Consider the following 24,160-nt stretch of genomic DNA (forward strand, 5'->3'; position numbering starts at 1 on the left):
ACTCGTGACACAAGAGCGGCCTCCGGCGGATCGGGAGGCCCTGCCCCCGAAACGACGCAGCCGGAGACCCCGCCCGGAAGTTCAGACGACTGGCGGCAGCACTGCCCCGCGGGCACGTGCTGCCCGGTCGTCCAGCGACACCGGTGCGGGCTCCGGATGCGGCGCACACGTGACACGCCACCCCGCTGTGTCACCTGTCAGCAGATACCGCTCCACGTGACGGTCCACGCAGCCATTGCGTCCGCCGAAGACTCCGTGGGTGCCGGCCCCCTTCTCCGTGACCAGCGCGGCCTCGGTGCCGAGCCGCCGCTGGAGCTCCAGCGCACCCGCGTACGGGGTCGCCCCGTCCCGCTCCGCCGCGACGATCAGCGTGCGGGGCAGCCGGGCCGAAGGTGATCCGCCCGTCACCGCCGCCCCGCCGACCGCCACAGGCCGCTGCCGGGCCCGCACGGGCCAGGAGGCGCACGGCAGGTTCAGGAACGCGTTGGACCAGGTCTCGAAGGGGGCCGTGCGGGCCAGCTCGGTGTGGTCGCGGTCCCAGGTCTCCCAGTCTCCGGGCCAGTCGGCGTCGTTGCACAGCACCGCCGTGTAGACGGCCGTCGCGTTCTCCGTCTCGGTGGCGGCGGCCGGATCCGGGGCCGCCTGGCCGGCCAGCGGCTCGGGATCGCCGCGCAGGAAGGCCGCCAGGGCCGCCGCCCGCTCCGGCCAGACCTCGTCGCGGTAGGCCGTCTCGAGGTACGCCGCGTGCAGCTCGCCGGTGCCGATGCTGCCGCCCGCCGGCGTACGGGCGACCGCGTCCCGGACCCGTTCGTAGCTCGCCTGCACGGCCGCCGGGGTGCTGCCGAGACCGTACGCGGCGTGGTGGCGTGCGGCCCAGGCGCGGAAGTCGTGCCAGCGGCGCTCGAACCCGGGTGCCTGGTCGAGGTTGTTGCGGTACCAGACGCGGGCCGGGTCGGGGTTGACCGCCGAGTCGAGGACCATGCGGTGGACGTGGCCCGGGTACAAGGTGGCGTAGACCGCGCCCAGATAGGTGCCGTACGAGGCGCCCGCGAAGGTCAGCCGCCGCTCGCCGAGCGCGGCGCGCAGCACGTGCAGATCGCGCGCGTTGTTCAGTGTCGTGTAGTGCGCCAGCGCGGCTCCGGCCCGCTCGGCGCAGCCGCGGGCGTATGCCCGGGCGGCGGCGCGGTGCCGCTCCTTGTCGGCGGCGGAGGGGTGCGCCGGGACCTGGGTGGGGCCGCCCGCGCGGGCGGCCGGGTCCTGGCAGGACAGCGGGGCGGAGCGGCCGACGCCGCGCGGCGCGTAGCCGATCAGGTCGTAGGCGGCGGCGATCCGCCGCCACGCGGGGGCTCCGGCGAGCAGCGGGAAGTACATGCCGGAGGCGCCGGGGCCGCCGGGGTTGTGGACGAGCGCGCCCTGCCGGGCGGCGCCGCCGGTGCGGCCCGCCGCCACCCGGCTGACGGTGAGGGTGATCTGGGTGCCGTCGGGGCGGGCGTAGTCGAGCGGAACGCGCAGGGTCGCGCAGCGCACGGGGTCGGGCAGGTCCTCGGCGGCCGGGCACGCCCCGAAGCCGAGACCCGTGGTGGTGGCGCGGCGGGCGGCGAGGGCCGCTCCGGCCGACTCGGCGTCCGGGACGGGGGCCGCTGCCGCCGGGGCGGCGCAGACGGCGGCGGCCAGCAGGGTGAGGGCCGCAGCGGCGGCTCCGTGGCGTGCGGGCGTCGTCCGCATGGCGGCCCCTTCGTGCCGATGGTCCGATGAGACGACCAGGGCTCCGCACGAAAGTAAAGGATCACCGGACGGTGTCGGCCTCAATGGCCCCGTTGCCGGGGGATCCGCCCCCGGTTGCCGCACCCCAGCGCCGCCCGCAGCCCGGGATCGGGGACCGCCCGGATCCCGCGCACGGCCACCGCCGTCAGCGATCCGCCCGCGCCGTGCTCGCGGTCCAGGGAGCGGAGCAGCCGCTGTCCCGCGGGGGAGGCCCAGCGGGAGTAGGGGTGCGACTCGAAGCGGGCGATGGCCAGGCAGCCCGCGCCCAGCAACAGCGGCAGGGCGAACCAGGGCAGGACGACGGCCGTCGTGCTCCCGCCCGTCGGGACGGCGAGCGCGGCCGCAGCCATCGCGAGGACCAGCAGGGTGGCGGCGCGGACCGCCCGGACCCCGTCGCCTAGGCCGAGCAGGGCGCCGGCGGGCAGGGCCAGGCCGGCGTCGCCGAGCCGCTCGGAGAGGGCCCGTACCGCGTCGTCCGCCGCGACCGCGGACCGCAGTGCGGGCACCGGGGACTGCCCGTCGGGGCCGAACGCCCCGAGGACGGACCGCTCGTGCGCGTCGCGGCCGACCGGGTCGACGACCGTCGCCCAGCCGGTGTGGGCCAGGAGCAGCCGCCGCTGACGGTGCATGGACAGCAGCGTCAGATCGGCCACCCGGGCGGGGCCGCCGGCGAGGTAGGCGGCCTCGTACAGGTTCAGCTCGTCGTGGTGGTGCGCGGTGGCGTCGGTGGCCGGCTCGGCGGCGTGGGAGGCGGCTCTGAGCAGGAGGGTGCACGACGTCAGCACTCCGGCCCAGGCCACCAGGAGGAACAGGACCCAGAACATGGGTGAGTTCTATAGTCCGTTGATATGCCGGGCCGGAGCCGCTGCCGACGTGTGAGCAGCTTGTGACGCCTCCGTGATGGAGCGTCAGGAGCTGCTGGAGCTGGAACAGCTGGATCCGGACGAACTGCTGCAACTGGATCCGGACGAACTGCTGCAGCTCGAACCACCGGAACTCCCGCCGGAGCAGCTCGAACTGCCGCTTCCGCAGCCGCCGCCGGAGCCCGCGCAGGAGGATCCCGAGCCGCAGCCCGACCCCGCTCCGCCCGCGCTTCCACCGTCGCTCCCCGCACACCACAGCACCGGCAGGAGCTCGGCGCCGGAGGAGGACGAGGAACCGGAGCGGCGCACGGGACGGGCCCCCGACTGGGCCGCGGCCAGCCGGGTGCCGCGCGCGGCGGGCACCAGCAGCCCGCGCAGGAACGGGTCCCGCAGCCCGCGCAGCCCGAACAGCGCGGTCTGGACGTGCGGGGTCCGGTCGTTCACGTAGTGGGAGCGGATCTCGCGCAGCGCCCGCCGCCCCGACGGGGTGATCCGCCGCTTGGCCGCCGCGGCGCAGAGCCCCCCGAAGACGACCCCGCCGAGCAGCACCGGAAGCACCTTGACGATGAACGGCACCTGCCCGTCCGGGTCCACGACGAACGCGACGAAGGTCAGCGGCAGCGACACCGGCACCAGCAGCCCGCACACCGTGGCCTGCACCAGGCCCCAGCGCCGCCAGGTCCGCCCCCAGCCGGGCGGTGAGAGCAGCCCGCGGGCCGCCAGCCCGTCCCCGGTCTCCTGGACGGCCGGGGCGGTCATGGCCGCGTACCGCACCTGGTAGAGCCACCCCGAGGGAGCCCCGGCGTGGGCCTGGAGGACGGCGCGCTCGGCGGGGTCGCCCGCCCGCGCCCCCGGGCGTACGTGGACGATGCCCGGGCCGCCGGCCACGAGCCGGCCGTCCCCCAGCATCGAGACGAGGGCGGTGTCCACGACGGCGCCGGGCCCGCCCGCCATGAACGCGGCCTCGGACAGGTCGTGGAGGACCGGCGCCGGACCGGCCGACCGGGGCCGGGCACGGTACAGGCCGAGGGCCAGCAGGCCGCTGGAAGCGGCGACGGCGAGCCAGATCGCCAGCGCGAGCGCGTTCACGCCGCCCTCCCCACGAGGGCCCGGGCCCAGCGCACCACCCGGCGGGGCGGCCGGGCCCCGGCCCGGTCCCGCCACCACGCGGTGAGCCGGCGCCGGGCCGCCGGATCGGCCGGCAGGTCCTGGATCAGCAGGTGCTCGGCGAAGTCCAGCGCGTCCCGGCGGTATCCGGCGGTCATCGGGCGCCCCTTGGCGTAGGCGAGGAACGCCGCGCGGTACGGCTGCCCGCCGCCCAGGATGCCGGGCAGCTCGGGAGCCAGCCGGGCCACCACGTCCGCCCGCTTGGCGGCCAGCGCCCGGGACTGCACCCCGATCCGCTGCCGGTCGAAGCCCTCGGGAACCGGTGTCCCGGCCACCAGCGCCGACAGCAGCGCCGCCTGGTCGAGCCCCAGCCGGGTCCGCGCGGCCTCGTCGGGCGCCGCCCGCAGGCCTTCCGCCCCGGCCGCCGCGGCCCGCGGGGCCGCCGGTACGGCCGGTCCGGCCGTCACCACCGAGCGGATCGCCGCCACCTCGGCGGCCAGCTCCGGCTCCGGCGGGAAGTCGTCGTCCCGCTCCAGCAGCACGCCCGGCGGGTCCACCCGGGAGCGGAGCTCGGCCAGCAGGTCGAGCACCACCGGCGGCACCGGTTGCGCGTGCGTGTCGTGCCAGACACCGCCCCGTTCGACCCCGCCCGCCACGTGTACGTACGCCAGCGCCTCCAGCGGGATCGCGTCGAGCACGGCGAGCGGGTCCTCGCCGCGGTTGACCCGGTTGGTGTGCAGGTTCGCCACGTCGATGAGCAGCCGCACGCCGGTCCGCTCGACCAGCTCCGTCAGGAACCGCCCTTCCGTCATCTCCTCGCCCGGCCAGGAGAACAGCGCGGCGATGTTCTCCAGCGCCAGCGGCACGGGCAGCGCGTCCTGCGCGATGCGCACGTTCTCGCACAGCACGTCCAGCGCGTCGCGCGTCCGCGGCACCGGCAGCAGGTGTCCGGCCTCGAGCGCGGGCCAGGAACTGCGGACGAAGGCGATGTGCTCGGTGACCAGCGGCGCCCCCAGCGCCACCGCCCGCTCGCCGAGCGCCGCCAGCTTCGCCGGGTCGGGCCGGTCGGCGCCGCCGAGGCCCAGCGAGACCCCGTGCGGCACCAGCCGGACGCCGCGCTCGCGCAGCCTCAGCAGCGCCTCGGGCAGATGGCCCGGGCAGACGTTCTCGGCCACCACCTCGACCCAGTCCAGTCCCGGCAGCCGGTCGACCGCGTCCGCGATCTCCGGCCGCCAGCCGATGCCCACCCCCAGGTGTGCCATGGGCTTCATGTCCCTCGCCCCCCTTTCAGCGCGGTTCATCGCACCGTGTCCCGATGTGATGGCCCCGGCGCAGTCCGGCCAACCACGAACAGGGGACGTTCAGAGCAACATTTGAGGTTCCCCGGTCAGAGCCGCGCACGCAGCGCCGGGTGGTCGGCGATCACCGTCGCGCTGCCGGGGGCGATCTCCGTGAACCCGGCGTCGCGGACCACCGGCAGCCCGCTGGCGCCCAGCTCCGCCCACCGCTCGCGCGGCGCCGTGCGCACCGCCAGCCGGAAACCGCCGGCCTGCCAGTCGGCCCGCTCCGCGTCCGTCAGCTCCCACCACGCCAGCTGTGCCGCGTGCCCCGCCTGCGCCATCGCCTTGCCGGCCGACATGCCGAGGCCGGGGTTGAACCACAGCACGGGCAGGCCCGGCTCGGTGACCTCGGCGACGGGCTCCGGATCGTCGAGGTCGGTGCCCGACACCTGGAGCTTGGCCAGCTCCTTGGGCCAGCCGTCCAGCGGCACCGGCGGGAAGACCCGCACCTCCGAGGCGTCACCGTGCACCGTGACGCCCGGCAGGGTGCCGGCCTTGCGCCACTCCGCCCCGCGCGCCCGCCGGACCACCTTGCGGATCCGGGCGTCCTGCCAGTCCCGCACCGCCGCGGCCCACTCGCCCCCGCCGCGCGAGCGCTCGTCGGTCAGCAGGACCAGCACCGCGCGGGCCGCCGTCTCCAGCGCGTCCGTCCGGGCGGGCGGCTCGGTCTTCTCGATCCGCACCACCAGCGGCAGGACGAACTGCGGTGCCTCGTCGCGCAGTACGTGCTCCTGCCGGAAGGGGCTGTCCGCGCCCACCGCGGGTACGTCTGAGGTGTCGTTCGTGTGCTGGCTGCTCATCCCGCCAAGGATGCCAGCCTCCCCCCTGAGGATGATGCCGCGGGGGGCCGGGCCGGGCGAGGATCGAAGGCATGAAGAGTGACCTTTTCGCGTCCGAGAACCTGGCCCGGCCGGCCGCCGTCGCGGGTATGACCCTGCAGAACGCCAAGTCCGTGAAGTACACCGTCAACGGCGAGATGCTGGCCCGCCAAGGCTCGATGGTCGCCTACCGCGGCAGCCTGCAGTTCGAACGCAAGGGGCAGGGCATAGGCGGCATGCTCAAGCGCGCCGTCACGGGCGAGGGCCTGGCACTGATGTCCGTACGGGGCCAGGGCGAGGCCTGGTTCGCCCACCAGGCGGGCAACTGCTTCATCGTCGAGTTCGAGCCCGGCGACGCGCTCACGGTCAACGGGCGCAACGTGCTGTGCTTCGATTCCACCCTGTCCTACGAGATCAAGATGCTGAAGGGCGCCGGAATGACCGGCGGCGGCCTCTTCAACAGCCTCTTCACCGGCACCGGCAAGCTCGCCGTGGTCTGCGACGGCACCCCGCTCGTCATCCCCGTCACCGCCCAGGCCCCGGTCTACGTGGACACCGACGCGGTGGTCGGCTGGAGCGCGCAGCTGGAGACCGGCCTGCACCGCTCCCAGTCGGTCGGCTCGATGATCCGCGGGGGCTCGGGCGAGGCCGTCCAGCTGATGCTGCGCGGCGAGGGCTACGTGATCGTCCGCCCGAGCGAGGTCACCGAGCCGGCGGCCCACTGACGTACGCGGGGGAGGAGCCGCCCCGCACGAGGACGCGGGGCGGCCCCGTGCCGTCCGCCGGGACCGAGCGGACGTCGCCGCCCTGGCCGTAGCCGACGGTCGTCCCGTCCAGCCAGGCGGGCTGGTCGTCGACGCTGTCCGGCTCGGCCAGCGGGTGCTCGCGCAGGGTCGCCAGGTCCAGCACGTACAGCCGCCAGGGCGCCCCGGGGTCGTCGGAGACCTTCTTCTTGAAGGCGACGCGGGTGCCGTCCGGTGACAGCGAGGGGCATTCGACGTTCTCGCGCAGCGCCTTCGCCGACCAGCTGCCCAGGTCGCCCTCGACCAGGTGGGTGCGGCCCCCGGTGGAGACGGTGGCGTAGAAGCGGTTGTCGTCGTCCGCGAAGCTCACGCCCCAGTAGTTGACGTCGGAAGCGTGGTGCCGGGCCCCGTCCAGGGTCAGCGGGATCTGCTCCATCGACTTGACCAGGTAGCCGGTGCGCAGGTCCAGGATCGAGGTCCGGGTCGAGAAGGCGGCGGTGTTGTACGAGTCGCCGGTGGTGAAGGTCGTCCAGGACAGGAGCTGTCCCGAGGCGGAGACGCGGGCCCGGTTGGGGATGCCCGGCACGGTCACCCGGCGGATCTCGCGCAGCCGCCGGTCGAGTACGAGGGCGTCGGTGCGGGCGGGGACGCCGGGCAGCTTGCGCAGGCACAGGGCGTGCTCTCCGGCGGCGTGGAAGCGGTCGCAGGAGGGGCCTTCGGGCACGCGGGGCCCGTCGGGCGCGGTGTGGCGCGCGACCCGTCCGGTGGCCGTGTCCCGGAAGTAGAGGCCGGGCTCCGCGAGGCCGAACGAGGCACTGGCCTCGGCCGGGCGGGCGGGCCGGTCGCGCTGCCGCGCGTGCAGGACGTAGCCGAGGGAGCCGCCCGCGAGCAGGAGCACGGCCGTGACGACGAGGGCGAGCCGCAGCCGCCCGTGACGGAGGTTCATGACGGCTCCGGGGTGCGGGTGCCGGCGGGGGCGCCGGCGGGGACGGGGGAGGACAGGATGCGCCAGGCGGCCGCGAGCGCCCCGGCCAGCGCGACGGCGGCCGCCCACAGGGCGGGCCGCTGCCCCCAGAGGGTCCAGGCCGCCCCGAATCCGGCGGCGCCGACCAGCCGGGCCAGTGCCTGGCCGGTCTGCAGCAGCGCGAGTCCGCCCGCGCGGCCGTGCGCGGGCAGCGCCGGCGCGGCCAGTGCCATCAGGACCCCGTCCGTGCCGGCGTAGAAGATCCCCAGCAGGGCCAGTACGGCGACCACGGTCGGCCAGGAGACGGGCGCCAGCAGCACGGCGTACGCGCAGAGCAGGGCGCCGTGCCCGAGCAGGAAGGCCGGCCGGCGTCCCGACCGGTCGGCGAACCGGCCCGCGGGGACGGCGAGCAGGAGGTAGACGGCGGCGGCGCCGAGCGGCAGCAGCGCGAACAGGGCGGGCGGCAGGTCGAGACCGCGCAGGAGCAGCAGGTAGAGGAAGGCGTCGCCGATGGTGGTGGCGCCGAGCAGGGCTGCGGCGTACAGGACGCGGCGGAAGGCGGGGTCGCGCAGGGCCGTGGTCCGCGGCGGGCGCGCGGGTCCGGCCACAGGGGTGGCCGCTGCGGCCGCGGGGGCGGCCGGGACGTACAGGACGAGCAGGAGCACGCCGAGCAGGCCGGCGCAGAAGCTGACGGCGAACACCGCGTCGTAGGCGTCGGCGGTGGCCCACAGCACGGCGAACGCGGCGAGCGGACCGAGCAGGGCGCCCGTGGTGTCCATGGCGCGGTGCACCCCGAAGGACCGGCCGAGCGCCTCGGGCGGACCGCTGAGCGAGATCAGCGCGTCGCGCGGTGCGGTGCGGATGCCCTTGCCGAGGCGGTCGGCGGCGAGCGCGGCGGCGATCCCGGCGGTGGCGCCCCCGGCGAGGAGCAGCCCGAGCCGGGACAGCGCGGAGAGCAGGTAGCCGGCTCCGGCCACGCGCTTGTGCCGGCCGCCGCGGTCGGCGAGACGCCCGCCGAGCAGCCGTACGAGTGCGGTCGCGCCGTTGAACATGCCGTCGAGGAAGCCGAACTGGAGGGGGGACAGGCCGAGTCCGAGGACCAGGTAGAGCGGCAGCACCGCCGTCACCATCTCCGAGGAGACGTCGGTGACCAGGCTGACGGCGCCGAGCGCGAGGACGGCGGCGGGGACGCGCCGCCGGACCCCTGGGGGGCGGGGCGGCGCGTCCGGGCGGCCGTTGGCGGCCAGGTACATCAGTGGCAGCTGTACTTCGGGCTCGTGTCCTTGACCTGGCCGTCCGTGGCGACGTACGTCCAGCTGTAGCCGGAGTCGGTGAAGTCGAGCTTCACCACGCCGTAGGGGCCGCTGACGCGCTTCTGGCTGTTGGGCTGGACCTGTTCGATCGGGTAGGGCTCGGCGCCGCCCATCCCGCCGACTATCTCCACGATCCCGTCGGCGGTGGCCTTGCCGTCCGGGTCCTGCGGGGCGAACCGCTCGTAGTGGTGGTCGTGTCCGCCCAGGACGAGGTCCGCCTTCGCGGCGTACAGGATCTTCCAGACAGGCTTGGAGACCGGGTCGTTGCCGTGCCCGCCGGAGGAGAACAGCGGGTGGTGCCAGTAGGCGGCGACGCACTGCTTGGTGTTGGCGGCGAGATCGGCCTTGAGCCAGTCGGTCTGGGCGGCCTGGTCGAAGGAGTTGGAGTCGAGGGCGATGAAGTGCCAGTTGCCCTCGTCGTAGCTGTACCAGCTCTTGCCCTGCGGGAAGGCGATGCTCCCGAAGTAGGCCTTGTACCCGGCGAGGGAGCCGGCCGGGTCGTAGGTCTCGTGGTTGCCCGGGACGGGGCGGGTCTTGGCCTTGAAGGCTCCCCAGCTCTTGTCGTAGTAGGCGCGGAAGTCGGAGAGGCGGGCGTCGTCGTACTGGTTGTCGCCCATCGTCAGATAGAACTTCGGGTCGATCTGCCGGGCGAGCGCGGCGGTCTTGGGGTGTGCGCAGCCGCTGTCGGAAGACGTGCACTGCGCGGCGATGTCACCGGCCGCGACCACCGTGAAGGCGCCGCCGGGCGGCGGTCCGCCGTCGGGGGTGCCGTAGACCTCCGCCTCGAACAGCGAGTAGCCGTACGAGGTGCCGCGTGCGGTTCCGTGGACGCGCAGGTAGCGGCCCTTGCCGGACAGTCCGGTCCAGTCGTCGACGCCGCCGTTGCCCGCGGTCTCGGTGGCGAGCGCGGTCCAGGAGGCGCCGTCGGCGGACACCTCGACGCGGTAGGCCTTCGCGTAGGCCGCCTCCCAGCGCAGGCGCACGCGCGAGACGGTGGCGGGGGCGCCGAGGTCGACCCGGATCCACTGCGGGTCCTTGCCCTCGGCGCTGGCCCAGCGGGTGGCCGGGTCGCCGTCGAAGGCGTTCTTCGCGGCGAGCGACGAGGTTTCGACGGAGGAGGCGGTGGCGGGCTTCCCGAGGGATATGACGGGGTCGGCGGCGGCCCCGGCCCGCTCGGGCCAGGCGAGCAGGAGCCCGCCGACGAGGACGAGGACGGCGGTCCCCGCGAGGAGGAGGGTGCCTATTCGGCTGCGGAATAAGAGGGACGAGCCGGACGAGGGGGATGGAGCGGAAGCGTTCAGGCGCATACCTGGACTCCCTGGCCTTGGGGCGGCGAGAGCTGGACTCTGGCGCGGAGCAGCGCGGCCCGGCCCGCGGGCGGGCAGGGAGCGGTGCACGGCGGCCGGGTCAGAGCTCTCGCTGAGCGCGTCATGCCCATGGGGGGCGGGCACCGCGCCAAGCCGCCGCCCGGGAGACTAACAGGAAGGAAAGTTTCCTACCAGTGTTCCGGCTAGGCTCGTCCGCATGGATCAGCCGTCCGGGAACCCGTCGTACTGCCCCGCTCCCGCAGCCCCGGCCGGCCGGGTGGCCGGGCCGCCGTACGCCGACTGCCTGGAGTGCGGCAAGCCCACCGAGTACGGGGTCGCGACCCCGGGCGTGGTGCTGTGCCCGGTGTGCGAGTGGCAGGACGCGCAGCGCTCGGCCTGCTCGGGCTGAGGCCCGCCACCGTCCCCGTCCGGTCTACTTGCCGATGAGCTCGGAGACCTTCACGAACCGGTAGCCGCGCTTGCGCAGCTCCGGGACGATCGTGCGGATGGCCTCCTCGGTGACCGGCGCCGCGCTGCGCGTGCAGTGCATGACCACCACCGAGCCGGGTCTGACCCCCGCCAGCACCTGCTCGGCCACCGCGTCCGGGTCCTTGGCGAAGGCGTCCCCGCTGACCACGTCCCACTGGACGGCCGTGACCTTGGCCGTGGACAGGGCCCGCAGCGCCTGGTCGTCGTAGCAGCCGCCGGGGAAGCGGAAGTAGGGGACGGTGTTGACCGCGCCGGCGGTGCGGAAGGCGGCGAAGGCCCGGTCCACGTCGGCACGGGCGGCGGCGGCGTCGAGCGCGGGCAGTCCGTAGCAGGGGGTGGTGAAGGCGTGGTGGCTGTACGAGTGGTTCGCGATCTCGAAGTTCGGGTCGGTGCCGATGGCCTTCGCCTGGTCCGGGTACTCCTCGGCCCAGCGGCCCGTCATGAAGATCGTCGAGGGCACCCGGAGCGTGCGCAGGGTGCTGATCAGCTCGGGGTTGTCGAACCGCTCCCCGGCCGCGGCGCGCGGCCCCTGGTCGGCGGTCATGTCGGCGTCGAAGGTCAGGGCCACGGTCTTGTCGGTGTGCTGCCCGGCCCGCTCGAAGACCGGGGTCAGGCCGTTCGGGCCGGGCGCCAAGGTCGGGGGCCTGGCGGGGGCGCCGGGCTGCGGCGCGGCGCCGGCCGCGGACGGCGCGCCGGTGGCGGTGGCGGTGGCGGAGGCAGAGGCGGAGGCACGGGCGGAGGCGGAGGCGGACGCGGCCGGGGTCCCCAGACGGGCCTCGCGGCCGCCGTCCGAGGGACCGGCGCCGCCCCCGCAACCCGCCAGGGCGGCGCCGAGGGCGGCACTGAGCACGGCTGCGGACGCCGCTTTGCGCACGGAAATGGTCACGCAGGCAAAATATATGACTATGTGACGAGTAGCCGCGTGCGGCACTCCCCTCCGCCGAAGTCACCCGCGGGGCACATCCGGCCGGCGCCGCCCCGGCCGAGGGTGACCGCCGGGCCCCGCGGTCACCGCTGCCAGGGCCCCGTCACCGCGAACGTGGTCCCCGGCGCGTAGGCGTTGACGTACATGGTCCGCGCGTCGGGGGAGAAGGTGACCCCGGCGAACTCCCCCCACTCGGGTGCGCCCGGCCGGCCGATGTCCTCGGCGTTGCGGGCCACCGGGTACACCTCGCCGGCGACCGTCACGCCGAACACGTACTGCGCCCCGCCGCCGTCCTCGCACACCATCAGCCCGCCGTCCGGGGCCAGGCAGATGTTGTCGGGGGAGTCCCCGGGCAGCCGGACGTCGGCGGCCGGGCCGAACAGCACGTCCAGCCGGAGCCGGGCGCGCAGCGGGTCGTAGAACCACACCTGGCCGTGGTGGTCGGCGCCCGCGCCCTCGCCGCGGCGGGCGTAGCTGGAGACGAAGTGGACGCCGGAGCCGCCCCAGTAGCAGCCCTCCAGCTTCTGGGCGTGGGTGATCCCGCCCCGCCCGAAGTCCTGGAAGCGGATAGCGGTCCCGGCCGCCGAGGGGTCGGGTACGCGGACCCACTCCACCGGGAACTCCGCCCCGGGCCGGTCCACCGGGGCCAGGTCCGCCAGCCCCGGCACGCGCATCGCCTCCAGCACGCCACCGGCCCGCAGCGAGCCCGGGCCGCCGAGCGGCCGGGCGGGCAGGAAGCGGTAGAACAGCCCGAAGGGCGGGTCGAAGGCGTCCTCGGTCTCGTAGACGACCCCGAGGTACGGGTCCACGGCGACGGCCTCGTGGGCGAAGCGGCCCAGTGCGGTGAGCGGGACGGCCCCCGAGCGGCGCGGGTCCGCGGGGTCCACCTCGAAGACGTGGCCGTGGTCCTTCGTGTAGCCGGAGGCGCCCGCCTGGTCCTCGGTCTCCTCACAGCTCAGCCAGGTGTTCCAAGGGGTCCGGCCGCCCGCGCAGTTGACGGCGGTGCCGGCGAGGGCGACCCGCTCGCCGGTGACCCGCCCGTCCGCGCCGAGCTCCAGGACGGTGCAGCCGCCCAGCGCCCCGGGGTCGTACGTCAGCCCGGCGACGGCGGGCACGCGCAAGGCGGCGGTGGCGCGGTTCTCGTGGTTGCGGACCAGCCGCACCCGCCCGCCGCCCGCGCCGAAGGCGGCCATGCCGTCGCAGTTGGCCGGGACGGTGCCCTCGCCCGAGCGCAGCGGGCCGCCCGCGCGGGAGAGCACCCGGTAGGAGAACCCGGCGGGCAGGTCGAGCAGTCCGCGCGGGTCGGGCAGCAGCGGCCCGTATCCGCGCGTCGGCCGGGCGGCGCCGGCCCTGCTGGTGAACAGGGCGCCGAGCGCCCCGCTGAAGGCGATCCCGCCGGCGGCGAGCAGACTGCGTCGGGTGACGGACATCGGCCCGTCGTACCACAACGGTCCGCCCGGGTGGGCGTCCCCCGCCGGGGTCCGCCCCGGACGGAGCCCGGGGGGACCTGCGCTCCGCGTACTCCGGAGGCCGGGGGCCGCCGGTCAGACGAGTTCGGCGCTCAGGGTGATCGTCGTGCCGGTCAGGGCCTGGCTGACGGGGCAGTTCTTCTTCGCGTCCTCGGCGGCGGCGGCGAAGGCGTCCGCGTCGATGCCCGGGACCTCGCCCTTCACCGAGAGGTGGATGCCGGTGATGCCCTCACCGGGCTGGAAGGTGACGTCGGCCTTGGTCTCCAGGCGGCTGGGCGGGTTGCCGGCGCCGGCGAGGGCGTGGGACAGCGCCATCGAGTAGCAGCTGGAGTGGGCGGCGGCGATCAGCTCCTCGGGGCTGGTCTTGCCGTTCGCGGCCTCGGAGCGGGCGGGCCAGGAGACGTCGTACGAGCCGATGCCCGAGGAGTCCAGGGTGACGACGCCCTTGCCCTTGAGCAGGTCGCCTTCCCAGACGGTGTGCGCGTGACGCGTGGTGGCCATGGTGATCCCTTCGCAGAAGTGGAAACGGCCGGACACCCGCCAGGGCGCCCGGCGTTCCCCAACCTACTGCGACACCAGGGGCTTCGCGTCGCGGGCGAGCGCGGTGAGCCGCGATATGGCTCGGAAGTACTTCTTCCGATAGCCGCCGTTGAGCATTTCTTCACTGAACAGCTTGTCGAAGGGGACCCCGGAGGCCAGGACCGGGACCTCGCGGTCGTACAGCCGGTCGGCGAGCACCACCAGCCGCAGGGCGGTCGACTGGTCCGGCACCGGGCCGACGTCGGTCAGGCAGACGGCCGTGATCCCGTCGGTCAGCGCGCCGTACCGGCTCGGGTGGACCCGGGCCAGGTGCTCCAGCAGGCCGGGGAAGTCGTCCAGGCTCGCGCCGTCGGTCGCGTACGCGGTCTTGGCGACCTGTTCGTCGGAGAACGGCGCCGGAGCCTCCGGCAGCCCGCGGTGGCGGTAGTCCTGCCCGTCGATCCGCAGCGGCCGGAAGTGCGCCGACAGCCCCTGGATCTCCCGCAGGAAGTCGGCGGCGGCGAAGCGGCCCTCGCCGAGCTTGCCGGGCAGCGTGTTGGAGGTGGCGGCCAGCGCGACGCCCTGCTCGACCAGGCGGCTGAGCAGGGAGGACACCAGGACCGTGTCGCCCGGGTCGTCCAGTTCGAACTCGTCGATGCACAGCAGCCGGTGCCCGCCCAGGGTCTGCACGGTCTGCTGGAAGCCGAGCGCGCCGACCAGGTTGGTCAGCTCCACGAAGGTGCCGAAGGCCTTCAGTGCGGGCTCGGCCGGGGTGGCGTGCCACAGGGAGGCGAGCAGGTGGGTCTTGCCGACGCCGTAGCCGCCGTCGAGGTACACCCCGCGCGGGGCGGCCGCGGGCGCCGGCTTCTTGCTGAACCAGCGCCGCTTGCCGGATCCGCTCGCGTGCGCCCCGCCCAGACCGGCGGCGAAGCCGCTGAGGACGGTGACGGCCTCGGACTGGCTGGGCTGGGCCGGGTCCGGGTCGTACGTGTCGAAGCGCACCGAGTCGAAACGCGGCGGCGGCACCATCTCGGCCACCAGCCGTTCGGCGGGCACCCGGGGCTCGCGGGCGCACAGCGCCTGGGGCCCCGCGTCGGCTATCTGAGGCCTGCCGGCGGTCCGCCCGGAAACAGGACCGGAGGTGGAGAGTGATGTTGACACAGCACTCAACTCTACGGGGCGTGGCACACTGCACCGATGCGACGCCTGTTCCCTGTGACCGATCAGACATCAGCCCCGTCCCCGTCCCCGGCCGGCCGGGAGTGGTCGCTGGACGAGCTCGCGGAGGCGTACGCGTACCCCTCCCTCGGGGACGGTGGCCACTGGCTGCGGGCGAACATGGTCTCCACCCTGGACGGAGCCGCCCAGCACGAGGGCCGCTCCCAGCCGATCTCCGGCGCGACCGACATGCGGATCTTCGGGACCCTGCGGGCGCTGGCCGATGTGGTGGTCGTCGGAGCGGAAACGGTTCGCCAGGAGGGCTACCGCCCGGCCCGGGCCCGGGAGGACTTCGCGGCCCGCCGGGAGGCCGCCGGACAGGGCCCGGCGGCCGCCATCGCGGTGGTCACCGCCAGTCTGGACCTGGACTTCGGCCTGCCCCTGTTCACCTCCCCGCTCGTGCCGACCCTGGTGGTCACCGGGGCCGCCGCGCCCGCCGACAGGGTCGCCGAGGCCCTCGCGGCCGGGGCCGAGGTCGTGGTGGCGGGCGACGGGGCCGCGGTGGACCCGGCCCGCGCGGTCCGGGAGCTCGCCGGGCGGGGGCTGCGCCGCCAGCTCACCGAGGGCGGGCCCCGGCTGCTGGGCCAGCTCGTGGCCGCCGACGCGCTCGACGAGCTGTGCCTGACGATCTCGCCGATGCTCACGGCGGGTGACGCCCAGCGGATCGCGGGAGGGCCCTCCGTCACGGTTCCGCACCGGCTCGCGCCGGCCTCCGTACTGGAAGAGGCCGGGTTCCTCTTCACCAGTTACCGTCGGATCTGACAAGGGGCGGAATTTCTCGTTCCGCTTAGCTTCTGCAGGGCACGAACCTGGGCACATATATCTGCGCAAGGCCCCGCGCGAGAGCGGGGCAGGATGGTTTCCGCAGGGACCGGCCGGCCGGTCTGGGCCCATGAAGGAGAGGGCGTCCGTGTTCACGAGCGTATTGATGATCGAGCAGCCGCTGACCACGGTGGACGTGGACTTCGTCACCACCCTGCACGGAGACGACTCGGTCTCCTTCGTCGTCCTCATGCAACCCCGCGGCGACCAGGACCGGCTGCTGCGCGCCATCGACGACGTAGCGCTCGGTGAGCTGCCCGAGGCCATCCACGAGGGCGACGTGCCCGAGGGCGACGCCGCCCGCGGCCCCGCCGAGCTGGCCCTCGAGCACTCCATGGCCGCCCTGCGCAAGAAGGGCGCCAACGTCATCGGGCAGATCGTCGAGGACCACCCGCTCGACAAGCTGAAGGCCGTCGTGGAGGAGACCGGCGCCGACGAGGTGATCGTCCTGACCGCGCCGCACTTCGTGGAGGAGTTCTTCCACCGGGACTGGGCCTCCCGGGCCCGCCACAAGGTCGGCGTTCCGGTGCTCAAGCTCTTCGCCCACAACGAATAGGCTGGGGCGGTCAGAGCCCGAAGCACATCCTCGATCCTGGAGCGACCTGAATGAAGCCCGGCCTGCCGACCGCCATGGAACGGCCCCACTTCATCGGCATCGGCGGCGCCGGCATGTCCGGCATCGCGAAGATCCTCGCCCAGCGCGGCGCGCGGGTCGCCGGCAGCGACAGCCGGGGGGACTCCGAGACCGCCCAGGCGCTGCGCGCCCACGGCGCCACGGTCCACGGCGGCCACGCCCCCGGCAACCTCGCCGACGACTCCACCTGCGTGGTCGTCTCCAGCGCCATCCGCGCCGACAACCCCGAGCTGGCCCGCGCCGCCGAGCTGGGCATCCCCGTCGTGCACCGCTCCGACGCCCTCGCCGCCCTGATGGACGGCCTGCGCCCGATCGCCGTGGCCGGTACGCACGGCAAGACCACCACCACCTCCATGCTGGCGGTGTCCCTGTCGGCGCTGGGCCTGGACCCCTCGTACGCCATCGGCGGCGACCTCGACGCCCCCGGCTCCAACGCCCACCACGGCGAGGGCGACATCTTCGTGGCCGAGGCGGACGAAAGCGACCGCACCTTCCACAAGTACACCCCGCAGGTCGCGATCATCCTCAACGCGGAGCTCGACCACCACGCGAACTACGCGTCGATCGAGGAGATCTACGAGTCCTTCGAGACCTTCGTCTCCAAGATCGTGCCCGGCGGCACCCTGGTCGTCGCCCACGGCCAGGAGGGCGCGGCCGAGATCGCCCGCCGGGTCGCCGGACGCCAGGGCCTGAACGTGGTCACCTACGGTGAGGAGCCGGACGCGGACGTCCGGATCACCAAGATCACCGCGCGCGGGCTGACCAGCGAGGTCACGGTCGTCCTGGACGGGCGGATGCTCACCTTCACCGTCTCCGTGCCCGGCCGCCACTACGCGCACAACGCCGTCGCGGCCCTGGCCGCCGGCGTCGCCCTCGGCATCCCCGCGCACAATCTGGCCTCCGCCCTCGGCAAGTACACCGGGGTCAAGCGCCGCCTCCAGCTCAAGGGCGAGGCGGCCGGCGTCCAGGTCATCGACTCCTACGCGCACCACCCCACCGAGATGACCGCCGACCTGGAGGCCATCCGCGGCGCCGCCGGGGACTCACGGATCCTGGTCGTCTTCCAGCCGCACCTCTTCTCCCGCACCCAGGAGCTCGGCAAGGAGATGGGCCAGGCCCTGGCCCTCGCCGACGCCTCCGTGGTCCTGGACATCTACCCGGCCCGCGAGGACCCGCTGCCCGGCATCACCAGCGAGATCATCATCGCCGCCGCCCGCGCCGCGGGCGCCGACGTCACGGCCGAGCACGACAAGGGGGCCGTCGCCGAGGTCATCGCGGGAATGGCCAAGCCCGGCGATCTCGTTCTCACGATGGGCGCGGGCGACGTCACGGACCTCGGTCCGGCCATCCTCGCCCGCCTGTCGAACTAAGGGAGCGGGAGACATGTCGTACGAGGTCCAGAAGACGGACGAGCAGTGGCAGGCCGAGCTGACCCCGTCCGAGTACCAGGTGCTGCGCCTCGCGGGCACCGAGCCGGCCTTCCGCGGTGAGTACACGGACACCAAGACGGAAGGCGTCTACTCCTGCCGCGGCTGCGGCGCGGAGCTGTTCCGGTCCACGGAGAAGTTCGACTCGCACTGCGGCTGGCCGTCCTTCTTCGACCCGAAGGACACCGACGCGGTCGAGCTGATCGCCGACACCTCGCACGGCATGGTCCGCACCGAGGTCCGCTGCGCGACGTGCGGCTCGCACCTGGGCCACGTCTTCGAGGGCGAGGGCTACCCGACCCCCACCGACCAGCGCTACTGCATCAACTCCATCTCGCTGCGCCTCACCCCGGCCCCCGAAGGGGCCTGACCCGCGCGGACCCGGCGGGCTCCGCCCGGCCCCGCGCGGGGCCGGGCGGAGCCCGCCGCGGTGTCGGGGATGTCGCGGTCGGGTACCGATCGGGTCTCCCGGCCGCGATGATCCGCCGCCAGTAGCACGCTTTGGCCGCGGAAGACACCTATCTGTTTCCTCGGGATGGCTGGTTATGATCGGCACCCTCATATCCCGCCGCAATCCGACCGGTTGTGACCGGCCAGGCTGCCCGGCTGCCCCCGCCGCCCCCGTTCCCGAGGTCCGATGTCTCCGATAGAACCCGAAGGCCTACGAGGGCAGTCGACGGCCCGTCGCCGGCGCCGGGTGCGCCTGCGCACGCTGCTCATCTGGCTGGCGGTGATCCCCACCGCGGCGATGGGCACCCAAGTGGCGGTGACCGCCCAGCGGTTGCTGACGCAGTCGGAGCACCTGCGGGCCGATGTCGCGGCGGCCGAGCGGATCGGCGTACCGCTGTACACGCTCATGGTCGACATGCAGGCCGAGCGGACGATGACCGCCGGGCTGTGGGCGGGCACCGCAGGGGCCGAGGAGGAGCTGCGGATCCGGCGCGACGCCACCGACCAGGGCGTGGCCGGATTCCGCCGGCTCGCCGAAGCCTCGAATGCCTCCTTCGACGACGTGAACCGGCGGCTGGCGGGCCTGGCCGCGTACCGCCAGCGCGCGGACGCCCGCACCGGCGGCGCCGACGGCACCCTCGCCTACTACACCGGGGTGATCGACACGGTCATCCAGGCGTACCAGCGGGAGTTCAGCCACGCGGACGACGCCGACATCGTCCAGGAGAACCGGCCCGTGGTGTCCATGCTCGCCGCCACCGAGATGGTGGCGCGCGAGGACACGATCCTGTCCCTGGCCGGACCGTCCAGGCAGCTGAGCGCCGCCGGATTCGACCAGTTCATCAGCGCCGTGGGCGCCCATCGGCACCTGTACGAGACCTGGATCGTGCCGTACCTCCCCGAGCGCGACCGGCGGTTCTACGAGCGGATCGTCGCCTCCCCGGACTGGCAGACGAAGCTCCGCATCGAGAACGCGATCATCTCCGGCCACACGGACGTCGAGTCCGGCGTCCGGCTGCCCGCCGAGGTCGCCGGCTGGCGGTCCGCGCACGCGAACTTCTCCGTACAGATGGCCACCCTCAACATCGACCGGGCGCGCAAGGTGCTCACGCTCGGCGAGGCCAAGGCCGCCGAGCTGGAGAGCGAGGTCGCCTGGCTCATCGGCGGGAGCGCCGGCGGGCTGCTGGTCGTCGTGGCCGTCGTCGTGCTCACCACGCGGTCCCTGCTGCGCCGCCTTCACGACCTGCACGAACGCACGGTGACCGTCGCCGAGGAGACCCTCCCCGACATCGTCGACCGGCTCCAGCGCGGCCGGCCCGTCGACGACGCGGTCCTCCCGGCGGTGCGCGGCGACGGGGACGAGGTCGGACGCATCAGCGACGCGTTCGCCCGGGCCGTGGCCGTGTCCGTCGACGGGCACCGGCAGCTCGCGGCCGAACGCCACGGCTTCGGGCTGTTCGCCACCGGCATCGCCTCGCGCACCGGGAACCTGGTCAGCCGCCAGCTGAGCCTCACCGAGGACCTCCAGGACACCTTCGGCCACGACGAGGCGCTGCTCGCCCAGTTGATGCGCGCCGACCAGCTCACGGTCGGCATGCGGCGGCAGATCGAGAACCTGCTCATCCTGGCCGGCGGAGAGGTCCCCGACCCGCACACCGAGCCCATGCGCATCGCCGACCTGCTGCGCGAAGCCGCCGCCGAGGTGGAGGACTTCCGGCGGATCGAGCGGCAGGCCCTGGACGAGACCAGCGTGGAACCGCAGGCGATCAGCCAGGTCAGCCACCTGCTCGCGGAACTGCTCGACAACGCCACCCGGTTCTCCCCGCCGCGCTCGAAGGTGGTCATCCGCGCCGAGACGGTGGCGGACGGACTGTCGGTCGAGATCGAGGACCGCGGACCGCGGGTGAGCCCCGAGCGGTACGAGGAGATGAACGGGCGCCTCCACCAGGCACCGCCGTACTCCGTCCTGGCGCAGAACGCGCACCGGCTCGGCCTCTTCGTCGTCGGCCACCTCGCCGACCAGCTCCGGGCGACCGTCACCCTGCGCCGCTCGGTGTACGGCGGCACCTCCGCCGTGGTGATCCTCCCCGGGGAGCTCCTGGTGGCGACCGGGGCGGAGGCGCCGCGCGAGACCGCGCCCGCCGTCCCGGCCCCGGTTCCCGTCCCGGCTCCCTCCCCGGAGCGGCCGGCCGCCCTCCCGGCGCCCCGCTCCGCCGTGGAGCGCGGGCCCGAGCCGGTCGAGCACACGGCCGCCGGACTGCCGAGCCGCCCCGTGAAGCCGGCCGCGCCCGGGCCGGCGTCCGGGCCCGGGCCCGAGGCCAGGCCGGCCCTGGCCGCCGCCCCCGCACGCCCGGCGCTGCCCGAGCGCGTCCCGCAGACCCACATCGCCGAGCAGCTCCGGGAGCCCCGCGCCCCGGAAACAGCCCTCCGGCCGGACACGGAGACACCCGAAGAGGTGGCCGACGCCTGGGCGGACTACGAACGGGGGACCCAGACAGTGGAAGAAGAGCTCCGACGGGATCGGCCATGACCACCTCATCGAACGCAGCGACCGACAACGCCATCTACAGCGTCCTGGACAACAACCTGAACCGGATCGCCGGCATCCAGGGGGCCGTCCTGCTGTCCAACGACGGCATCAAGCTCAGCGCCTACCTGCTGGACGAGCCCCAGGCGGAGCGCATGGCGGCCGCTGCCTCCGGCATCGCGGCCACGATGAAGGCGATATCACGGGAGGTCGACGGCGGCCGCGTCATCCGCCAGCTGATCGAGATGGATGACAGGTACCTGTGCATCGTCGGGTGCGGCGAGGGCAGCACGCTCATCGTGGTGACCTCCCGCAAGGCCCGCCTCGGAGAGCTGGGCGGCGAGGCCGTACGGACCGCCCAGGCGCTCGGCGAATGGCTGGGCACCCCGGAGCGCGGCCAGGTGCCGACCGCGTAATGCCGCAGGACGAGCCCCAGTCCCCGCCGCGCCGCCGCCGCACGCGGCTGTACGCCCTGACCGACGGGCGTACGGCCGCGCCGCACACCGTCCTCACCATGGACACCACGATCACGGCGGCGGCCGGCGGGGACGCGCAGGGCGGCCTGCCCACCGAGTGGCGGGCCATCCTCGCCATGTGCGCCTCCCCGGGCGGCCTGGCGGTCGCCGAGATCGCGGCGCGGATGCACATCCGCCTCACCCCGATGACGCTGCTCCTGGGCGAACTCGCGGACCGCGGGCTGATCCACCACCGGTCTCCCCTGGACGGGGCCGAGACCACCGACGTCCACCTGCTCATGAGAATCAGGGACAACCTTGCCCGGATATGACACTCCCGCCCCGCGGGAACCGGCCCCCGTCAAGATCCTCGTCGCCGGGGGGTTCGGAGTCGGCAAGACGACCCTGGTCGAGACGATCTCCGAGATCGAGCCCCTGCGCACGGAGGAGCGGCTGACGGCCGCCGGTGTCGGCGTCGACGACCTCGACGGCATCGAGTCCAAGACGGTGACCACCGTGGCGATGGACTTCGGCCGCCTCACCCTCACCGACGCCGGTGTCGTCCTCTACCTGTTCGGCACCCCGGGCCAGGAGCGCTTCTGGTTCATGTGGGACGACCTGCTGAACGGGGCCCTCGGCGCGGTCGTCCTGGCCGACACGCGCCGCCTGGACCGCAGTTTCGCCGCGGTCGACTTCTTCGAGAGCCGCGGGCTGCCCTTCGTGGTCGGCGCGAACTGCTTCCACGGCGAACAGCCCTACACCGCCGAGGAGATCGGGGCGGCGCTGCACCTGCGCGACCCGGCCACCCCCGTCCTCATGCTGGACGCACGCTCCCGCCCCGACGTCCGCGCCTGCCTGCTCGCGCTCCTCGAACGGCTCATCGCCCGTGCGGGGGCCGCGGCGACGGCGTGACCCGTCCGCCCCGGCCCGCACCGGGCGCCACCGAGGACAGGTAGTCCGCCAGCGTCCGGCCCGCGGACCAGCCCAGGGACCGGGCCCGGGACGTGTCCAGGACCACCGGATGGGCGAGCTGGTCCACCGCGTAGCGGCTGAGCGCCGGTTCGGCCGTCGGCAGGGACTCCGCGAACCGGGCCGCCGCACGCGCCACCGGCAGCGGCAGGTGCCGGATCCGGGCCCGGCGGCCATGGGCCCGCAGGACGTCCCGTACGGCCAGGTCGCGGGCGTAGGGCCGCGCGTCGGCCACGTTGTAGGCGCCCGGGGGCCAGCCGGCCGCCGCCAGGCAGGCCCCGGCCAGGTTCTCCACCGCCGTCAGGCTGAGCGGTACGTCGGGGCCCGGCAGCAGCAGGGTCCCGGCCCGGACCCGGGAGAGCAGCCGGGGCAGCAGCTGGGTGTCGCCGGGGCCGTAGACCGCCCTCGGCCGCAGTACGACCGCTCCGCCGGCCAGCGCCAGGGCCTCGCCCGCCGCCTTGGTCCGGCCGTAGGCGTTCAGCTGGCCGGTGCGCGGATGGTCCTCGGTGACCAGGCTCCGGTCGATCCGCGGGTCGTAGACGCTGGCGCTGCTCACCCAGACCACGGGCCGGCCGCCCGCCGCCCGCAGCAGCCGCTCCGTCCCGTCCACGTTGACCGCGCGCATCAGCGCCTCGGCCCGGGAGCCGGGCGCCGGATCGCCGACCGCCGCCGCGCAGTGCACCACCAGGTCCACCCCGGCCAGATCCGGATCGTGCCGGGCGGCGTCCCAGAAACGGTGCTCGCCGAGCGGGCCGGGCCTGCGGCCCACGCACACCACCTCCGCCCCGCCCGCGGCCGCGGCCCGGGCCACGTGCCCGCCGCAGAAGCCGCTCGCCCCGGTGACCGCGATGCGCGGGCCCGTACGCGCGCTCATGCGGCGGCTCATGTACGGGCCTCCACCAGCAGCGTCCGCCAGCCCGGCAGGGCGGCCCGCCGGTCCACCCGGGCCCGCGTCACCACCGGCCGCGCGGGGGCCAGAGCCGCCAGTACGTCGGCCAGCTGCACCCCGGCCAGCCGGGCTCCGGGGCAGGCGTGCGGACCGGAGCCGAACACCAGCCGGGCGGTCCCCGGCCCGGCCGGCCGCCGGGCGTCGGGATCGCGCCGGTGCGCCTCGGCGGCGTGCCGGGCGACCAGCAGCAGCCGGTCACCGCCCCGCACCGGGCAGCCGCCGGCCGTGCCGTCCGCGGCGGCCACCCGGGGCAGCAGCGGCGAGGCGGCCGTGACCCGCAGCAGCTCGGCCGCCAGCGCCGGGCGCAGGGCCTCGTCGGCGGCCTGGTCCCACAGCCCGGCGTCGGCGCACCAGGCCACCGCCCGCGGCAGCGCGGCCACCGTGGTGTTGACCGCGGCCACCGCCACCATCGCGGCCAGCGCGCCGTCGTCGGCCGGGGCCAGCAGGTCCCGCAGCCGGGCCGCGGACCGGACCGCCGCGGCCTCGGCGCCCGGGCGCCGAGGCCCGGGCAGGTGGCTGCGTACGGAAGCGGCCGCCGCCTCGGCGGCGGCCGAGGCCACGGCCCGCGGATCGGTGGCCGTGCCCAGCAGCGCGCAGACCACCGAACCCGCCAGCTCCCGGGAGAGCCCGACCAGGTCCACCGCCCCGCCGTGCGCGAGGGGTTCGAGGCCGCGCACCAGCAGCGGCCGCCACCGCTCACGCAGCCGTGCCACCCCGGCCGCGGAGAGCTGCGCGGCCAGGTCCCGCCGGTCCGAGCGGTGCCCGCTGCCCTCCTGGTCGAAGAGCACCCCTCCGTCGCCGGCCAGCGCGGAGCGCGCCGCGCCGCCCGTGGTGCCCTCGGCGGTCCGGTCCAGCGGCAGCCGGGTCAGCGCCTGCCGGTAGGCCTCCGCCCCGTGCACCAGCAGGGTGCCGCCGATCCGGCGGACGGGCCGGCCGCGCGTCGCGGCGAGCAGCCCGAACAGCACGGGGTGGCTGCCCAGGTAGACCCGGCGGTCGCGGCGCCGGGCCTTGGCGTGGGACGTGTCGCTCATCGGTACGCACTTTCGTGAGGGGCCGGTCGGGCCACGGGAACCGCACGCGGGCGGTAC

At 74.8% G+C, this 24,160-nt stretch carries 24 protein-coding genes; 10 read left to right on the forward strand and 14 right to left on the reverse strand.

Annotation, left to right across the window (positions count from 1 at the left end; all coding sequences use genetic code 11):
• Positions 1-81 precede the first annotated feature (81 nt).
• The 5 genes from ACTVZO_RS30985 to ACTVZO_RS31005 form a co-directional block, all read right to left on the reverse strand.
• On the reverse strand, positions 82-1,725 hold the full coding sequence (locus ACTVZO_RS30985; RefSeq protein WP_443301456.1) for an alpha/beta hydrolase: 1,644 nt from the start codon (positions 1,723-1,725) through the stop codon (positions 82-84).
• A gap of 80 nt (positions 1,726-1,805) precedes the next feature.
• Positions 1,806-2,588, reverse strand: coding sequence for a TIGR04222 domain-containing membrane protein (locus ACTVZO_RS30990; protein WP_443301457.1), 783 nt, complete (start codon positions 2,586-2,588; stop codon positions 1,806-1,808).
• Between the two features lie 84 nt (positions 2,589-2,672).
• Entirely contained in the window at positions 2,673-3,716 is a 1,044-nt protein-coding gene (locus ACTVZO_RS30995; RefSeq protein ID WP_443301458.1) for a TIGR04222 domain-containing membrane protein, read from the reverse strand.
• A complete protein-coding gene (locus ACTVZO_RS31000; RefSeq protein ID WP_443303321.1) occupies positions 3,713-4,996 on the reverse strand; it encodes a DUF692 domain-containing protein in 1,284 nt (427 codons plus the stop codon). Before ACTVZO_RS31000 ends, ACTVZO_RS30995 begins: the two co-directional genes overlap by 4 nt.
• 125 nt (positions 4,997-5,121) lie before the next feature.
• Positions 5,122-5,874, reverse strand: a complete 753-nt coding sequence (locus ACTVZO_RS31005; protein WP_443301459.1) for an aminoacyl-tRNA hydrolase — start codon at positions 5,872-5,874, stop codon at positions 5,122-5,124.
• A 71-nt stretch (positions 5,875-5,945) separates the two neighbouring features.
• Between ACTVZO_RS31005 and ACTVZO_RS31010 the strand changes: the two genes are divergently transcribed.
• Positions 5,946-6,617, forward strand: coding sequence for an AIM24 family protein (locus tag ACTVZO_RS31010; RefSeq protein ID WP_443301460.1), 672 nt, complete (start codon positions 5,946-5,948; stop codon positions 6,615-6,617).
• Here ACTVZO_RS31010 and ACTVZO_RS31015 read toward each other — a convergent pair.
• From ACTVZO_RS31015 to ACTVZO_RS31025, 3 genes are read right to left on the reverse strand one after another with little or no spacing between them, the layout of a single operon-like run.
• Entirely contained in the window at positions 6,595-7,581 is a 987-nt protein-coding gene (locus ACTVZO_RS31015) for a hypothetical protein (protein WP_443301461.1), read from the reverse strand. The two genes, ACTVZO_RS31010 and ACTVZO_RS31015, sit on opposite strands and share 23 nt — an antisense overlap.
• Entirely contained in the window at positions 7,578-8,852 is a 1,275-nt protein-coding gene (locus ACTVZO_RS31020) for an MFS transporter (protein WP_443301462.1), read from the reverse strand. The genes ACTVZO_RS31015 and ACTVZO_RS31020 overlap by 4 nt, the downstream gene beginning before the upstream one ends.
• Complete coding sequence (locus ACTVZO_RS31025) at positions 8,852-10,219, reverse strand: discoidin domain-containing protein (protein WP_443301463.1); 1,368 nt, start codon at positions 10,217-10,219, stop codon at positions 8,852-8,854. The genes ACTVZO_RS31020 and ACTVZO_RS31025 overlap by 1 nt, the downstream gene beginning before the upstream one ends.
• Before the next feature lie 217 nt (positions 10,220-10,436).
• Here ACTVZO_RS31025 and ACTVZO_RS31030 point away from each other — a divergent pair, with 217 nt between their 5' ends.
• Positions 10,437-10,628: a hypothetical protein gene (locus ACTVZO_RS31030; protein ID WP_443301464.1), complete on the forward strand. Its 192-nt coding sequence runs from the start codon at positions 10,437-10,439 to the stop codon at positions 10,626-10,628.
• Between the two features lie 24 nt (positions 10,629-10,652).
• Here the strand turns inward: ACTVZO_RS31030 and ACTVZO_RS31035 are convergent, their stop codons facing one another.
• The 4 genes from ACTVZO_RS31035 to zapE form a co-directional block, all read right to left on the reverse strand.
• Complete coding sequence (locus ACTVZO_RS31035) at positions 10,653-11,594, reverse strand: polysaccharide deacetylase family protein (protein WP_443301465.1); 942 nt, start codon at positions 11,592-11,594, stop codon at positions 10,653-10,655.
• 122 nt (positions 11,595-11,716) lie between these two features.
• Complete coding sequence (locus tag ACTVZO_RS31040) at positions 11,717-13,063, reverse strand: alkaline phosphatase PhoX (protein WP_443301466.1); 1,347 nt, start codon at positions 13,061-13,063, stop codon at positions 11,717-11,719.
• Positions 13,064-13,177: 114 nt separating this feature from the next.
• Positions 13,178-13,603, reverse strand: a complete 426-nt coding sequence (locus ACTVZO_RS31045) for an OsmC family peroxiredoxin (RefSeq protein WP_384220502.1) — start codon at positions 13,601-13,603, stop codon at positions 13,178-13,180.
• A gap of 63 nt (positions 13,604-13,666) precedes the next feature.
• Positions 13,667-14,722: a cell division protein ZapE gene (zapE, locus tag ACTVZO_RS31050; protein WP_443303322.1), complete on the reverse strand. Its 1,056-nt coding sequence runs from the start codon at positions 14,720-14,722 to the stop codon at positions 13,667-13,669.
• A gap of 96 nt (positions 14,723-14,818) precedes the next feature.
• On the opposite strand from zapE, the gene ACTVZO_RS31055 reads away from it, so the two are divergent.
• The 8 genes from ACTVZO_RS31055 (at position 14,819) to ACTVZO_RS31090 (ending at position 22,066) form a co-directional block, all read left to right on the forward strand.
• On the forward strand, positions 14,819-15,601 hold the full coding sequence (locus ACTVZO_RS31055; protein WP_443301467.1) for a pyrimidine reductase family protein: 783 nt from the start codon (positions 14,819-14,821) through the stop codon (positions 15,599-15,601).
• 148 nt (positions 15,602-15,749) lie between these two features.
• Positions 15,750-16,217, forward strand: a complete 468-nt coding sequence (locus tag ACTVZO_RS31060) for an indole-3-glycerol phosphate synthase (protein ID WP_443301468.1) — start codon at positions 15,750-15,752, stop codon at positions 16,215-16,217.
• A gap of 50 nt (positions 16,218-16,267) precedes the next feature.
• Positions 16,268-17,665 (forward strand): UDP-N-acetylmuramate--L-alanine ligase, encoded by a 1,398-nt coding sequence (gene murC / locus ACTVZO_RS31065; protein WP_443301469.1) that lies wholly within the window; start codon positions 16,268-16,270, stop codon positions 17,663-17,665.
• 13 nt (positions 17,666-17,678) lie between these two features.
• Positions 17,679-18,092, forward strand: coding sequence for a peptide-methionine (R)-S-oxide reductase MsrB (gene msrB, locus ACTVZO_RS31070; protein WP_443301470.1), 414 nt, complete (start codon positions 17,679-17,681; stop codon positions 18,090-18,092).
• Positions 18,093-18,359: 267 nt separating this feature from the next.
• Positions 18,360-20,702, forward strand: coding sequence for a sensor histidine kinase (locus ACTVZO_RS31075; protein WP_443301471.1), 2,343 nt, complete (start codon positions 18,360-18,362; stop codon positions 20,700-20,702).
• Positions 20,699-21,115 (forward strand): roadblock/LC7 domain-containing protein, encoded by a 417-nt coding sequence (locus tag ACTVZO_RS31080; RefSeq protein ID WP_384220517.1) that lies wholly within the window; start codon positions 20,699-20,701, stop codon positions 21,113-21,115. The genes ACTVZO_RS31075 and ACTVZO_RS31080 overlap by 4 nt, the downstream gene beginning before the upstream one ends.
• Positions 21,115-21,486: a DUF742 domain-containing protein gene (locus ACTVZO_RS31085; RefSeq protein WP_443301472.1), complete on the forward strand. Its 372-nt coding sequence runs from the start codon at positions 21,115-21,117 to the stop codon at positions 21,484-21,486. The genes ACTVZO_RS31080 and ACTVZO_RS31085 overlap by 1 nt, the downstream gene beginning before the upstream one ends.
• Positions 21,473-22,066: a GTP-binding protein gene (locus tag ACTVZO_RS31090; protein WP_443301473.1), complete on the forward strand. Its 594-nt coding sequence runs from the start codon at positions 21,473-21,475 to the stop codon at positions 22,064-22,066. Before ACTVZO_RS31085 ends, ACTVZO_RS31090 begins: the two co-directional genes overlap by 14 nt.
• Here the strand turns inward: ACTVZO_RS31090 and ACTVZO_RS31095 are convergent.
• Both ACTVZO_RS31095 and ACTVZO_RS31100 read right to left on the reverse strand, forming a co-directional pair.
• Positions 22,032-22,997, reverse strand: a complete 966-nt coding sequence (locus tag ACTVZO_RS31095; RefSeq protein ID WP_443301474.1) for an NAD-dependent epimerase/dehydratase family protein — start codon at positions 22,995-22,997, stop codon at positions 22,032-22,034. The two genes, ACTVZO_RS31090 and ACTVZO_RS31095, sit on opposite strands and share 35 nt — an antisense overlap.
• An 8-nt stretch (positions 22,998-23,005) precedes the next feature.
• Positions 23,006-24,103: a cytochrome P450 gene (locus ACTVZO_RS31100; RefSeq protein ID WP_443301475.1), complete on the reverse strand. Its 1,098-nt coding sequence runs from the start codon at positions 24,101-24,103 to the stop codon at positions 23,006-23,008.
• Positions 24,104-24,160 lie beyond the last annotated feature (57 nt).

The sequence above is a fragment of the Streptomyces sp. IBSNAI002 genome, assembly GCF_052244475.1.
Classification (GTDB): Bacteria; Actinomycetota; Actinomycetes; order Streptomycetales; family Streptomycetaceae; genus Streptomyces.